Consider the following 14225-nt stretch of genomic DNA (forward strand, 5'->3'; position numbering starts at 1 on the left):
CTCAGGCGAGGGAGTAGCGGGTGCGCAGGATCTCCAGGTGGTGCGCCACGTGCCCGGCGATGATGTACGCCAGCGCCCGCGCCGTGATCGGCGCCTCGCTCGCGGTCCCCACGCGGCCGGCCGCCTCGGCGTCGAAGCCGCGCAGCAGGAGCAGGCTGGCGCGGCGCACCGTCTCCCACTCCTCCACGAGCGAAGGGAGCGGGCGCGCGTCGAAGCCCGCGGTCGCCACGAAGCTGTTCTCGTCGAATCCCGGCAGCGGCGTGGTGTCGCCCCGTGCGATGCGGAGCGCGCGGTACGCCATGATGCGCTCCGTGTCCGCCAGGTGACCGGCGACCTCCTTGACGCTCCACTTCCCGGGCGCGTACCGGAACATCGCCTCCTCCTCGGAAAGGCCGCGCAGCAGACCCGACACCTCCTGGATCTGCGCCTCCAGCCGCCTCAGCAGGTCGCCCTGCGACGCAAGCGCGACGTAGCCGGCATAAAAGGACGCGTATTCGCCTTCAGCGGGGGGCGAAAAGGTGGCGGTGATCTCCAAGGACGGGCTCCTGATAATCGTGGGGCAGAGGGGCTGCGCAGGTGAAACTACGGATGCCCGCGCTGTGCTGCCAGCCGGGGCGCGCAAGCACGGGAGTTGCGCGGGTCCGCGCGCATCGTACGACGCACTCCAACGCCGGCACCGCCATGAAGAACGACTACCAGGATCCACCCATCAACACCCGGCGTGGCCGCGTGAGCACCTGGATCGCGCTCCTCCTGATCGCGCTGGTGCTGGGCTTCATCATCTGGTTCTCCGTGGCCCACTGGGGCCCCGGCGATGCGCGCCACGAAGCGTTCGCACGCCCAGCGGCTGGGGTGACGGCGTGATGCGCAGCCATTCACCCGTGCCGTCCATCCGCCGCCTCGCGCTCGTCCTCCTCCTCCTGGCCGGCGCGCCACAGGGAGCCGCCCTCGCGCAGCGCCCCGCCGCGCAGCCGCGCAACGCCTACTATCCCGGCCCCGGCGACGACTGGCAGCGGCGCACGCCCGCGCAGGCCGGGCTGGACTCGGCGCGGCTCCAGGAAGCGGTGCGCTTCGCCATCGCCAGCGAGTCGAAGGCTCCGCGCGACCTGGAGCTCGCCCACTACCAGACCTTCGGACGCGAGCCGTTCGGCGAGGCGGTGGGCCCCTTCCAGCCGCGTGGCGACCCCACGGGGATGATCATCCGCAACGGCTACATCGTGGCCGAATGGGGCGATCCGTACCGCGTGGACATGACCTTCAGCGTCACCAAGAGCTTCCTCTCGAGCGTGGTGGGCGTGGCGTTCGACCGCGGGCTGATCCGCGACCTGCGCGCACCCGTGTGGCGCTCCATGGCCCCGGTGATGGTGATCCCTGCCGGCGGCGCGCGCCACGATGCAGGCATGGGCGCGGGCACGCCGCTGCGCCCCTTCGACACGCCGCACAACCGCCGCATCACCTGGGACGACCTCCTGCGCCAGACGAGCGACTGGGAGGGGACGCTCTGGGGCAAGCCGGAGTGGGCGGACCGTCCCAGCCAGACGCCGTCCGAGTGGCTCACGCGCCCGCGCAAGGACCCCGGCACCGCCTACGAGTACAACGACGTGCGCGTGAACGTCCTGGCGCTCGCCGCGCTCAACGTGCTGCGCCGCCCCCTGCCGCAGGTGCTGCGCGAGGAGGTGATGGACCCCATCGGCGCGTCGCCGTCGTGGCGCTGGACGGGGTATGAGAACTCGTGGGTGCTGATGGACGGGGTGGCGGTGCAGTCGGTGAGCGGCGGGGGGCACTGGGGCGGCGGGATGTTCATCAGCGCGCGGGACATGGCGCGCTTTGGCTACCTGACGCTGCGCCGCGGCCGCTGGCGCGACCGCCAGATCCTCTCGGAGGAGTGGGTGCGGATGGCGCTCACCCCCACCGCGCCGGAGCCGGGCTACGGCTTCATGAACTGGTTCCTGAACACCGACCGCAAGCGCCTCCCCAGCGCCCCCGCGTCGGCCTTCATGCACCTGGGCAACGGCACCAACGTCATTTACGTAGACCCCGAGAACGACCTCGTCATCGTCGCCCGCTGGATCGAGCAAAACGCCATCGACGGCATCGTCCAGCGCGTGCTCGCGGCCCGCACCGCGCGGTAGCCAAACGAAGAGAGGGCGCGAAAATCTCTCCGCGCCCTCTCCGTTGCATCCAGACCCCCTCCCTTCTTCGCTTACTCACCCGGCCGGGGATAGACCACCCGGTCGTCCACCTTCTTCCGGTTCCCCGCGAGATCGGCGGCGCCAAACATGATGTCGTTCACCCCGGCCGCCAGCAGGATCGTGAGCCTCGTCCCGTACGCCCGCTGTGCGGTGATCATATATGATGCGGCAAGTACCTGTTCAAACCACAAAGCATCGGCCTACTCCTCGCGCCAACTGGTGGCGAGCTCGCCAGCAGCGCGTTCCAACGCATCGCCCAGCAGGCGCTCGTATTCATCGATGATAGCAAAGCGGTCCAGCTCCCGCCCCGCGATATCGCAAGCGACGTTGAACGGCTCGTCATGGTACACCATCTCGTCAGGGCTCGGCAGAGGAGACTGCGCGATCCGGTGCCGAAAGGCTGCAACTCCGCTCATCGCTTCCTCGTGCGTGAACCCGTGGTAGCGGACCAGGCACTCGATGGTCGCGAGCCAGAAGGCGTCTACTTCAAGTTCCGGGATCATAGCAGCTCCAGGGCACGCTGTTCAGGACCTGCTCTGCCGCGCCGGTATGGAAGCAGATCTGGTCCATGTTCTCGTACGCGCTTCTCAGGTGGTAGTTCCTGGAAACGGGACCCGCGACCACGTCGTACATCGTGCGTTGGCCGCCGCGGCGCGCATGCGTTTTCGCGCCGCGCCGGCAATGAAAAACGAAGCTCCAGAAGTCATCCGCGCCCTCGTCGCCCCGCACGAAGAACAGGCACTCGAGCGAAGCGAGGTCGTCGCGACTCACCCCAGCGAAGGCGACGACTGGCTTGTCCTTGCGACCTGCGGCGAGACGAGTTGCCCACCTCATCGCTTGATCGCGATCCAGCGTCGCATAGAAGCCGCGTCCGAAATCAGTACCGTCACGCCCGCGGCCGACCTGAACTCCGTCGCGCGCGATCTCCAGGTACCGCGTGAAGAGCGTGCCGTGGTACAGTACGAGTGGATCGTTCCGCCACCGTGGCGGCGGGTCCGGCGTGTGTCGAATCATCAAGGTAGCCTGGCTGCGCGTAGTTCACGTTCTCACGCCGCCACGCGCGAGTTGCGTACCATTTTCCCTTGATTTTACGCGAGCGTCCCTAAACGAGCCGTAGCGCTCCATTGGGTCTTCCGCTGCCCGGATCTTGCCCTTCTTCGGACTGCCCGTGCCCGAACGGCGCGCCCACACTGGAGCACTTTCCGCAGGCCATTAGGAGCGTGACGAGGCCGGATCGTGCCGGAGATCTCGCCTTGGTCGCTGACAAGAAAAAAAAGAGACACCGGGAGAAGCTCCCGGTGTCTCCTTCTCTCTGCGCAAGGCTCATCGAGCGAGGAGCGCCTTCAAGCTCTCGAGCGCCGCGCCCCACGAAGCCTTCAACGCGGCCGCCTCTTCCTCGGACGGGATGCCGCGGTGGTCGATGCTGACGCTGCTCTTGGTGTCGCCCTTGGACTCGAAGCGCACGTCGATGGGCATGTCGGCCCAGCGGGCGCGAAGCGATTTGCCGGGGGTGGTGCCGCGGACGGTAACGGGGTGGTCGCCGAGCCACCGGCGGCGCATGTCGTCGTCCGTCCAGGCGGCGAAGAGGGTGTCGAGCGGGACGCCGATCGTCTTGCTGGCGTAGGCGCGGTAGCCGTCCGCCGGGGGGCCGGCCTTCGCGACGCGCTCCGCGGCTGGGTGCGACTGGTGCGCCACCGCGGCCAGCAGCAGCTCGCGAACGGCCGGGCTCTCCAACACGGCCGGCGAGTCGACCTTGACGTGCCGCCCCATCTTGCCGGTTCCCTCCAGCAGCCCCGCGGGGTCCGGCAGGTCGGCGCCGGCAAGATGGAGATTGATCCGCGCGCGGAGCGGCATCACCGCCACCACCATGTCGCCCATGCGCGGGCCGGTGCTGAACATGATGTTCTTCCACCCCGGATGCACCTTGACCACGGCGTCCGGGAGCACGGCGCGCACCAGGTCGCAGGCGCGCAGGGCGAGATCGCGCACCTCGGGCGAGTAGCCCGCCAGCAGCTCGTCGATGGTCATCAGAGCGGAATGTTGCCGTGCTTGCGCGGCGGGTTGCTGTCGCGCTTGTTCTGCAGCATGTCGAAGGCGCTGATCACCCGCGCACGCGTCTCGCGCGGATCGATGACGTCGTCCACGTAGCCGCGGGCGGCGGCGGCGAACGGGTTGGCGAAGCGCTCCGCGTACTCCTGCTGCCGGGCGTCGGCGGCGGCCGCCGGGTCCTCGGCGGTGCCGATCTCGCGCCGGTACAGGATCTCCACGGCGCCCTTGGCCCCCATAACCGCGATCTCGGCGGTGGGCCAGGCGTAGTTGATGTCGCCGCGGATGTGCTTGGAGCTCATCACGTCGTACGCGCCGCCGTACGCCTTGCGGGTGATGATGGTGACCTTGGGGACGGTCGCCTCGCAGAAGGCGTAGAGGAGCTTGGCGCCGTGGCGGATGATGCCGCCGTGCTCCTGCGTGACGCCGGGAAGGAAGCCCGGCACGTCCTCGAAGGTCAGGATGGGGATGTTGAAGCAGTCGCAGAAGCGGACGAAGCGCGCCGCCTTCACCGACGCGTCGATGTCCAGCACTCCCGCCAGCACCGCCGGCTGGTTGGCCACGATGCCGATGGAGTGGCCGCCCGCGTGCGCGAAGCCGCAGAGGATGTTTCCGGCGTAGTCGGCGTGCACCTCGTAGAACTCGCCGTCGTCCACCACGCGGCGGATGACGTCGTGCATGTCGTACGGCTTGTTCGGGTTCTCCGGCACCACGTCCAGCAGCTCCTCGTCGGCCCGGTCGAACGGGTCGTCGGTGGCCCTGCGCGGCGCGTCGTCCTGGTTGTTCTGCGGGATGAACTCGAAGAGGTGGCGGATCTTGTGGAGGCACTCCACCTCGCTCTTGACGGCGAAGTGGGCCACGCCGCTCTTCGCCGCGTGCGTGGCGGCGCCGCCCAGCTCCTCCATCGTCACGTCCTCGTGCGTCACCGTCTTCACCACGTTGGGCCCGGTGACGAACATGTAGCTCGACCCCTGCACCATGTAGATGAAGTCGGTGATGGCGGGCGAGTACACCGCGCCGCCCGCGCACGGCCCCAGGATCGCCGAGATCTGCGGAACGACGCCGGAGGCCAGCGTGTTGCGCAGGAAGATGTCCGCGTAACCGCCCAGCGACACGACACCTTCCTGGATGCGCGCGCCGCCCGAGTCGTTGAGGCCCACCACCGGCGCGCCGTTCTTGAGCGCCAGGTCCATGATCTTGACGATCTTCTCCGCGTGCGCCTCGCTGAGCGACCCGCCGAAGACGGTGAAGTCCTGCGAGAAGACGTAGACGAGGCGCCCGTGGATGGTGCCGTAGCCGGTCACCACGCCGTCGCCCAGGTACTTCTCGTTCTCCAGCCCGAAGTCGGTGGCGCGGTGGACGACGAAGCGGTCCAGCTCCACGAACGATCCCTCGTCCAGGAGCACGTCCAGCCGCTCGCGCGCGGTGAGCTTGCCGCGCTCGTGCTGCGCCTGGATGCGCTTGGCGCCGCCGCCCATCTCCGCCTGGCGGCGGAGCTCCTCCAGCTTTTCAAGCTTTTCCCGCATCGACATCGCGCGCCGCCCGTGGTGTGCGTGTGAGGTATCCCCGCAATTCGGCGGGCAATCTACCACGCCGGTGCCGGGCTCGCACGGGTCACGAACAACGAACAGCCTCACACAGAGAGCACGGAGGGAACTGAAAGCCACAGAGAAAACCTTGTGCGGTTCTCTCTGTGGCTCCGTGTCTCTGTGTGAGCCCCTATTTACGCGGGCCGGATGCGCCTCAGATGGGCTCCCACATGCCGCCGGGGCACTCCACCGCCTGCCACTTTTCAGTGCCCGAGCCGCCGCTGTCCAGCACGGTCACGTACACGTCCACCCAGGTGCCGTGGAGGGTCTGCGGGCACTGCACCGACCCGTACGTGTCGTAGCCGGACGCATTGATCCAGGTGTACTCGTAGCCACTGCCCGTGCCGCCCGACGCGGAAGCGCTGCAGTCCACCATCCCGCCGCCGACGTACCCGCAGGAGAGATACGCCGTGGGAGCGCCGGTCTGCGGGAAGGCGGGTGGCGGCGAGTAGCCCGTGAGCGTGGAGTTGACCACGCGGTTGTTGGGTGCTCCCGTGCCGGCGCCCATCACCACGTTGACGGCCCCCGAGTTCAGGATCGCCGCCGACACGGTGGCCGGCGAGGCGGTGGGGTTGCCCTGCAGGTACAGGGCGGCGACCCCCGCCACGTGCGGCGAGGCCATGGAGGTGCCGTTGAGCGTCATCGTCGCCGAGGTGCTGGTGTACCAGGCCGACGTTACGCTCGAGCCGGGCGCGTACAGGTCCACGCAGCGCCCGTAGTTGGAGAAGAACGACCGCTCGTCGCCCGACGCGGATGCGGCGACGGTGAGCGCCCCCGCCACCCGCGCGGGCGAGTACAGGCACGCATCGCCGCGATCGTTGCCCGCCGCGACGGCGTAGACCACGCCGGCGCTGATGGAGTTGGCTACCGCGTTGTCGATGGCCGTGCTGGCGCCCCCGCCCAGCGACATGTTCGCCACGGCCGGCTTCACGTGGTACTGCGTGACCCAGTCCACGCCCGCCACGACGCCGCTGGTGGTGCCCGAGCCGTTGCAGCCCAGTACGCGTACGGAGATCACGCTGGCGCTCTTTGCCACGCCGTACGTGCTCCCCGCCGCGGTGCCGGCGACGTGCGTACCGTGGCCATTGCAGTCGGATCCGTTGCCGCCGAGCGCGTCGTAGCCCGCGGACGCGCGGCCGCCGAACTGCCCGTGATCGAAGCGGATGCCCGTATCCAGCACGTAGATGCGCACGCCGCTGCCGGTGGCCGTGTAGTTGTAGTTGCCGTCCACCGTCTGGTCGATGCGGTCCAGCCCCCACGGCGCGCCGTACTGCGTGGTGCTCGCCTTCACGATCCCGTCCTCCTCCACGAACTTGACCTGCGGGTTGCGGCGCAGCGCTTCGACGGCGGCGGGGCGCAGGGTGGCCGCGAAGCCGCGGAGGGCGTGGGTGTACGTGTGATGCAGCGTGCCGCCGTGCTCCGCCACCAGCCGCGCCGCAAGCCCGGGCGCGTCCCGCGTATCGTCGCGGAACACGACGATGTACCGGTCGCTGACCCGCTGCGACGGCGCCGCCGCGTGCAGCGGCGCGATGCCTGTGGCGGGCAGGGGCGTGGTGGTGGGCGCGTCGGCACACCCCGCCGCCACGGCAACCGCCGCCAGCAGGGCCGGGAGGGGACCAAACGTCGAGTATCGCATGCTTCACATCCTTTCGCATGGTGGTGTAAGGGTGGTCAGGATGACCGGGTATTTAGACTACAAGTGGCGTTTTCAGGCAGTGCAAGTGGGGTCCGGATCCTCGCGCAACGCTGGAGTTCACCCAGCCGGAGAGCGGTGGAACGCACAGAATGCCGTTCTCACGGAAAGTACGTCCGCAGGCGTAAAATAGGCGGCGGTCGCGAGGCCACAGTCCCTCGGAAGCGTAGCCCGCGCAGGCCAGCCCAGCCTCAGCTCGCCGGCGCGATCGGGGTGCGGGGCATCTCGCTCCACACCCCCTCGCCAATCATTCCGTGGCGAACGGACGGCGCGTCAGCAGGACCGCGAAATCGAGAAGTAGGCCGAATTGCCGTTGCTGTCCGTCACGGTTCCGTAGGAGCTCATATACCCACTGGTATAGTAGGGATACGAGCCATTCTTGTTGCACGTGACGTACGCCTTGCTGACTCCGCCCTGGTCGTAGTACTCCCCCCCGTACGCCCAGGTGAAGCTGTACCCGGTGCCGCTGCCGCCGCTGGCCGTGACGGTGCAGCTGTACGTGGTGTAGGAGTACATGTCGCAGCCGACGACCGTGGCCGTCAGCGGGCTCGGCGGCGGCGGCGGTGGGGTCGTGAGCAGCGAGTTCAACAGGAGGTTGGGCGAGCCGGTGCCGATGTTCGTCAGCTTGTTGGTGTACGCCGCGTTGATGATGGCCGACGCAACCGTGGCGGGGGCCGCCGTGGGGTTGCCCTCCAGGTAGAGCGCGGCCACGCCTGCTACGTGCGGCGACGCCATCGAGGTGCCGCTGATGGTGTTGGTGGCCGTGCTGCTGGTGTACCACGCGGAGGTGATGTCGGTGCCCGGCGCGAAGAGGTCCAGGCAGGTGCCGTAGTTGGAGGTGGCCGCCCGCGCGTCGGACGAGGTGGAGTTGCCCACCGTGAGCGCCGCCGCCACCCGCGCCGGCGAGTAGTTGCAGGCGTCCGCGCCGTCGTTGCCCGCCGCCACGGCGTACGTCACGCCCGCCGCGATCGAGTTGTTCACCGCGTCGTCCACCGCCTGGTAGGCGCCGCCGCCCAGCGACATGTTGGCGACGGCGGGCTTCACGTGGTTCTGCGTCACCCAGTCCACTCCGGCGATCACGGCGCTCCAGCTGCCGGACCCGTTGCAGTCGAGCACGCGCACGCCGACCAGCGTCACGCCCTTGGCCACGCCGTAGGTGCTGCCGCCCGCCGTGCCGGCCACGTGCGTTCCGTGCCCGTTGCAGTCCTGCCCGGTGCCGCCGTACGCATCGTACCCGGCCGATGCGCGCCCGCCGAACTCCACGTGATCGGTGCGGATCCCCGTGTCGATGACGTAGACCCGCACGCCCGCGCCCGTCGCCGTGTAGGTGTAGGTGCCGTTCAGCGGCAGGTTCGGCTGGTCGATGCGGTCCAGCCCCCAGGGTGCGTTGCTCTGCGTGGTGTTGATGGTCGCGATCCCGTCTTCCTGCACGTACCTCACCTGCGGGTTGCGCCGCAGCGCCTCGACGGCCGCAGCCGGAAGGGTGGCCGCGAAGCCGGTCAGGGCGCGCGAGTAGGTGTAGTGCAGCTCGCCGCCGTGCGCGGCCAGCACCTGCCGCGCCGCCCCGGCCGCGTCCGACCCCGGATGGAACACCACGATGTACCGTCCGCGAATCGCCGCACCGGGCGTCGCCGAGAACACCGGCGCCATCCGGGATTCGGGTTTCACCCCGGACGCGTCCGGCCCCACCGGTCCATCGGAGCACGCGGACACTCCGGTGGCGGCGATCAGGGCGGAAAATACTGCCAATGCTCTCGCTCTCACGATGGTCTCTCCTCCTGACGGGTGAAGAAAAGTGTCGCACGCTGGCGCATTTCGATCTTAAAATTGATCGTCCGCAATTACAAGAGCATCGGTGCACACTTTCATCAGCCCTCCCGCCGTTCTCTTCTTGCTCCCTTGTGAACCCGCTTTCGGCCGCCGTCAGGGATTCGGCCTGAAGGTGATCGGGAGCTCCATGCTGACGCGCACCGGCACTCCGTTCACCTGGGCGGGGTTGAAGCGCATGGCCCGCGCGACGTTGAGAGCAGCGTCGTTGAACAGCGCATCACTGCTCCGCACGACCACGATGGACGAGGTGCGCCCGTCCCTCTCGACGACCATTCGGAGCTGAACGGTGCCCTCCAGTCCCGCGTCGCGCTGCACGCCTCCGTAGTTCTGCTCCAGGGCCCGCGCTACGGAGGTGGTGTTGGCCAGCCTCGGCTTCACCGTCACCTGTTCTACGTCGTACACGCGAGTCGTATCGGCCGGAACTCCCGACGCGGCAGCAGCGGGGCTCGGCGGCGCGCTCCCGCCGCCCGACGCGCACGCGGTGAGCAGCAGGGCGCAGCAGACGACCACCAGCGGTGAGGCGACGATCTTCATCATTTCAGCTGTCGAAAGGCGCAGGCGCGAGGACGAGTACCCTCCAATTTGATGCGCCGGGTGTTTCCCCGCAAACCCAGCCTGGACGGTGGACGCGCACGACAAGCCCACCGACGACGGAGCGGCGGCGCACGGGCGCGATGAATCGCGCCCCTACCGGTCCTGTGCCGTTCTCCCCCTCACCCGCCCTGCGCCCCCGCAGGCGGGGGAGGGGGCCGGGGGGAGGGGGCCAGCAAAAAAGGGGTGCGGAGCCGAAGCCCCGCACCCCCTCGTGCGTCCAGCAAAAGAACCGAAAGCTTACTCGGTCTCTTCCGCGTCCGTCGCCACCGGCTCAACCGCGACGTCGCCGCCGGCTTCGCTGGTGGTCTCCTCGGCGCCCTCGGTGCTCTCCGCGGTCTCGTCGCGGACCGGCAGCACGGGCTGCCCGCCCTCGAACTTCGGAACGCGGGTCACTTCCAGGACGATGCGGCGGTTGGGCGCGTCGACTTCGGTGACGCGCATCTCCAGCTCGTCGCCCTCGGCGAAGACGTCGGCCGGGTTCTGCAGGCCGGTGACGCCCAGCTGCGACACGGGGACGAAGCCCTCGATGTCGTCGCCCAGGTCCACCGCCACGCCCTTGTCCTGCAGACGCGACACGGTGCCGTTGATCTCCTGGCCGGCGTAGAAGCGCTGCGCCAGCTCGTCCCACGGATCCTCGATGGTCTGCTTGAGGCCAAGCGAGATGCGCTTGTTCTCGGCGTCCACACCCAGGATCACCACGTCCACGTCGTCGCCCTTCTTCACGACCTCGGACGGGTGCTGGATCCGCTTCGTCCAGCTCATGTCGGAGATGTGCACCAGGCCGTCGATGCCGGGCTCGATCTCCACGAAGGCGCCGAACGAGGTGAGGTTGCGGACCTTGCCGCTGAGGCGCGTGCCCACCGGGTACTTCACCGGCAGCGCGTGCCACGGATCTTCCTCGATCTGCTTCATGCCCAGGGAGATCTTCTCGCCCTCGACGTCCACCTTCAGGATCACGGCCTCGATCTCGTCACCCAGCGACACGATCTTCGACGGGTGGCGGACGTTGCGCGTCCAGCTCATCTCGCTGATGTGCACCAGGCCCTCGACACCCTTCTCCAGCTCCACGAAGGCGCCGTAGTTGGTGATGGAGACCACGCGGCCGCGCACGCGGGCGCCGACCGGGTACTTCTTGTCGACGTCCTTCCAGGGGTACGCCTGGAGCTGCTTGAGGCCGAGCGAAAGGCGCTCGCGCTCCCAGTCGATGTCGAGCACCTTGACTTCGAGCTCGGCGCCGATCGACACCACCTCGGTCGGATGGCCGACGCGGCCCCACGACATGTCGGTGATGTGCAGCAGGCCGTCCATGCCGCCCAGGTCGATGAAGGCACCGAAGTCGGTGATGTTCTTCACCACGCCCATGCGCACCTGGCCCACCTCGAGCTCCTTCTTGAGCCGGTCGCGCTTGATCTCGCGGTCGGCCTCGAGGAGCACGCGGCGCGACACCACGATGTTGCGGCGGCGCTTGTTCAGCTTGATAATCCGGAAGTCGTACGTCTCCCCGATCAGGTCCTCGATGTTCGGCACGCGGCGCAGGGCGATCTGCGAGCCCGGCAGGAACGCGTCCACGCCCATCAGGTCGACGGTGACGCCGCCCTTGATCTTGCGCGTGAGCATGCCGGCGACCGCCTCATTGTTCTCGTAGGCGACGCGGATCTGCTCCCACACGCGGAGGAAGTCGGCCTTCTTCTTGGAAAGCACGACGACGCCGTCTTCGTCTTCCAGGTTCTCCAGGAAGACTTCGACCTCGTCGCCGATCTGGAGCGAGTCGGGGTCCTTGAACTCGTCGCGGCCCACCGCGCCCTCGCTCTTGAAGCCGAGGTCGAGGATGACGGCCTTGTCGGTCACGCGCAGGACGCGCGCCTTGACGATCTCACCCTCTTCGATGTTGGTGAGGGTGTCGCCGTACATCTCCAGCATCGCCTCGTACTCCTCGTCGGAGTACTCCTCTTCGTCGTAGAGGTCGGCGCGGATGTTGAGCGAGCGGGCACGGTCCGCCACCTGCTGGACCGTAAGGGTGCTGAAGCCTTTCACGAAGTTGCCTACGGCGGTGGCGAGGCCGCCGCTGTTCTCGTCTTCGTCCGGCTGGTACTGCTCGGGCTGGGTCTGGTCGGCCATGTGTGGCTGGGTCCCTTCCGGCCGGCTCCTGGAAACGCGCGGGGCGGCGGAGTGTTGGGGGTGATGGAGGATCGGGGCGGAAAATTCCCCGGAAAACAGGAAAAGATACGGTTTTCCGCCCCTTCGGTCAACCCCCGGCCCTCTCTTTCGCCAGCTTCACCACGGCCTCCACCTGCTCCTCGAAGCTGAGCGCGGTGGTGTCGATCCTCACCGCGTCCGCCGCCTCCGCCAGCGGCGCCACCGCCCGCCCGGAGTCGATCTCGTCGCGGCCCACCAGGCGGGCCGCTTCCGCGCGTACGGTTTCGTCCGAGAAGTCGCTGCTTCCCTGCTCTCTCAGACGCCGCCGCGCGCGTTCTTCGGGGTCCGCCACCAGGTACGCCTTGAGCTCGGCATCGGGAAAGACGACGGTGCCGATGTCGCGCCCGTCCGCCACCAGACCGCCGCGCGCCCCCGCCTCGCGCAGGGCGTCCATCAGCCACTCGCGCACCGCGGGCACGGCGGCCATGCGCGAGACGTGCGCGTTTACTTCCGGCGTGCGGATCGCCTCCGACACGTCCCACCCGCCGACGGTCAGCGTGTAGCTGCGGCCCTCCGGCGCGCCGTGCACGTCCAGCGCGTCGAGCTGCTCGGGGGTGAGCGCCGTCCACTCGTCGGCGGGGATGCTGGCGCGCAAGGCGGCCCAGGTGAGCGCGCGGTAGAAGGCCCCCGAGTCCAGGTGCCGGTAGCCCAGCCGCTCGGCCACGGCGCGCGCGGTGGAGCTCTTGCCGGAGCCTGCGGGGCCGTCCAGCGCGATGATGATCCCGTCCGGGCGGTTGAGCTTCTGGTGCGTCACTGGTTGCCTCCCGTCAGCTCCTGCAGGCGGTCGAAGAAGCCGGGGAAGCTGACGGCGGCGCACTCGCGGTCGTCGATCTCCACCTCGTTCCCCGGCAGCGCGCCGAGCACGCCGAACGCCATCGCGATCCTGTGGTCGCCGTACGTCTTGATCTTTCCGACGAGTGGCTTGTCGGAGCCGCGCACCACCAGCCCGTCGTCCAGCTCCTCCGCCTCGGCGCCGAGCGCGCGCAGGTTGCCGGCGATGGCGGCGATGCGGTCCGTCTCCTTCACCCGCAGCTCGCCGGCGCCCGTGATGCGCGTCTCCCCCTCCGCGCGCGCGGCGAGGACCGCCAGGATGGGGATCTCGTCCACCGCCGCGGGCACCTCCTCGCCGCCGACGGAGGTGCCGCGCAGGGTGGAGGGGCGCACCACCAGGTCCGCGACGAGCTCGCCGCCCTCCGTGCGCTCATTGGTGCGCTCGATCTGCGCGCCCATGCGCTCGGCGATGGTGAGGAAGCCGGTCCGCGTCGGGTTCACGCCGACGCCGCGGATCACCAGCTCGCCGTCGTCCGCCATCACCGCGAGCGCAACGAGGAACGCGGCGGAGGATGGGTCGCCCGGCACGCGCAGGTCGAGCGCGCCGAGCGGCCTCCGGTGCGCGGGCACGGCGACGCGCCATCCGCCCTCCACCGGCGATGCCTGCACGCTCACGCCGAGTGCGGCCAGCATGCGCTCCGTGTGGTCGCGCGACAGGTGCGGCTCCGTGACGCTGACTGGGACGCCAGCGGTGAGGCCCGCGAGCAGGATCGCGCTCTTGACCTGCGCGCTCGCGGTGGGCGAGGTGTAGTCCAGCGAGCGCAGCGGCCCGCCGACGGTCTCGATGGGGAGGCGGTCCGGCGCGCCGGCTTCGTTGAAGTGCGCGCCCATGCGCTGCAGCGGCGTCGTCACGCGTCGCATCGGCCGACCGCGCAGCGACTCGTCTCCGGTCAGCGTCGCGGCAAAGGGGCGCGAGGCGAGGATGCCCATCATCAGCCGCGCCGTCGTCCCGCTGTTGCCGCAGTCCAGCTCCGCCGTCGGCCGCCGCCACTCGCCCACGCCGTGCCCCGTCACGCGGATCTCCGAGCCATCCTCGGGAATATCAGGGATGGCACAGCCCAGCGCGCGCAGCACGGACGCGGTGCTCCGGCAGTCCTCGCCCGGCAGCAGGCCCGAGAGGCGGCTCTCACCGTGCGCCAGCGCCGCGAACATCAGCGCGCGGTGGGTGATGGACTTGTCGCCGGGAACGTGCGTGTCCCCGTGGATCTGCAGCTTCATCGTGCGCCCTTGGGTGGCGGTTTGGAGCTGCAAGGT

Annotated in this window: 14 protein-coding genes; 2 read left to right on the forward strand and 12 right to left on the reverse strand. The window is 69.1% G+C overall.

All coding sequences use genetic code 11. The features are described from left to right. Position 1: 1 nt before the first annotated feature. Entirely contained in the window at positions 2-535 is a 534-nt protein-coding gene (locus VF647_17590; protein ID HEX8453902.1) for a DinB family protein, read from the reverse strand. A gap of 146 nt (positions 536-681) precedes the next feature. On the opposite strand from VF647_17590, the gene VF647_17595 reads away from it, so the two are divergent. Further along, positions 682-864 (forward strand): hypothetical protein, encoded by a 183-nt coding sequence (locus tag VF647_17595; GenBank protein HEX8453903.1) that lies wholly within the window; start codon positions 682-684, stop codon positions 862-864. Beyond that, complete coding sequence (locus VF647_17600) at positions 864-2132, forward strand: serine hydrolase (protein HEX8453904.1); 1269 nt, start codon at positions 864-866, stop codon at positions 2130-2132. Before VF647_17595 ends, VF647_17600 begins: the two co-directional genes overlap by 1 nt. A gap of 71 nt (positions 2133-2203) precedes the next feature. Here VF647_17600 and VF647_17605 read toward each other — a convergent pair whose 3' ends face one another. From VF647_17605 to aroA, 11 genes are all read right to left on the reverse strand, one after another. After that, positions 2204-2350 carry a hypothetical protein gene (locus VF647_17605; protein HEX8453905.1) on the reverse strand — a complete coding sequence of 49 codons (147 nt, stop codon included), beginning with the start codon at positions 2348-2350 and terminating at the stop codon, positions 2204-2206. A 42-nt stretch (positions 2351-2392) separates the two neighbouring features. After that, positions 2393-2695 (reverse strand): hypothetical protein, encoded by a 303-nt coding sequence (locus VF647_17610; protein ID HEX8453906.1) that lies wholly within the window; start codon positions 2693-2695, stop codon positions 2393-2395. Further along, a complete protein-coding gene (locus tag VF647_17615) occupies positions 2679-3206 on the reverse strand; it encodes a DUF3990 domain-containing protein (GenBank protein ID HEX8453907.1) in 528 nt (175 codons plus the stop codon). The genes VF647_17610 and VF647_17615 overlap by 17 nt, the downstream gene beginning before the upstream one ends. 309 nt (positions 3207-3515) lie before the next feature. Continuing rightward, entirely contained in the window at positions 3516-4220 is a 705-nt protein-coding gene (locus VF647_17620; protein ID HEX8453908.1) for a hypothetical protein, read from the reverse strand. Next, on the reverse strand, positions 4220-5764 hold the full coding sequence (locus VF647_17625; GenBank protein ID HEX8453909.1) for an acyl-CoA carboxylase subunit beta: 1545 nt from the start codon (positions 5762-5764) through the stop codon (positions 4220-4222). The genes VF647_17620 and VF647_17625 overlap by 1 nt, the downstream gene beginning before the upstream one ends. Before the next feature lie 217 nt (positions 5765-5981). Further along, positions 5982-7463, reverse strand: coding sequence for a S8 family peptidase (locus tag VF647_17630; GenBank protein ID HEX8453910.1), 1482 nt, complete (start codon positions 7461-7463; stop codon positions 5982-5984). 330 nt (positions 7464-7793) lie between these two features. After that, on the reverse strand, positions 7794-9188 hold the full coding sequence (locus VF647_17635; GenBank protein HEX8453911.1) for a S8 family peptidase: 1395 nt from the start codon (positions 9186-9188) through the stop codon (positions 7794-7796). 255 nt (positions 9189-9443) lie between these two features. Next, entirely contained in the window at positions 9444-9887 is a 444-nt protein-coding gene (locus VF647_17640) for an energy transducer TonB (protein HEX8453912.1), read from the reverse strand. Between the two features lie 294 nt (positions 9888-10181). Beyond that, positions 10182-12062 (reverse strand): 30S ribosomal protein S1, encoded by a 1881-nt coding sequence (locus VF647_17645; GenBank protein ID HEX8453913.1) that lies wholly within the window; start codon positions 12060-12062, stop codon positions 10182-10184. Positions 12063-12189: 127 nt separating this feature from the next. Then, positions 12190-12894 (reverse strand): (d)CMP kinase, encoded by a 705-nt coding sequence (gene cmk / locus VF647_17650; GenBank protein HEX8453914.1) that lies wholly within the window; start codon positions 12892-12894, stop codon positions 12190-12192. Next, on the reverse strand, positions 12891-14189 hold the full coding sequence (aroA, locus tag VF647_17655; protein HEX8453915.1) for a 3-phosphoshikimate 1-carboxyvinyltransferase: 1299 nt from the start codon (positions 14187-14189) through the stop codon (positions 12891-12893). Before aroA ends, cmk begins: the two co-directional genes overlap by 4 nt. Positions 14190-14225: the final 36 nt, after the last annotated feature.

It is taken from the genome of Longimicrobium sp. (assembly GCA_036387335.1).
Lineage (GTDB): Bacteria > Gemmatimonadota > Gemmatimonadetes > Longimicrobiales > Longimicrobiaceae > Longimicrobium.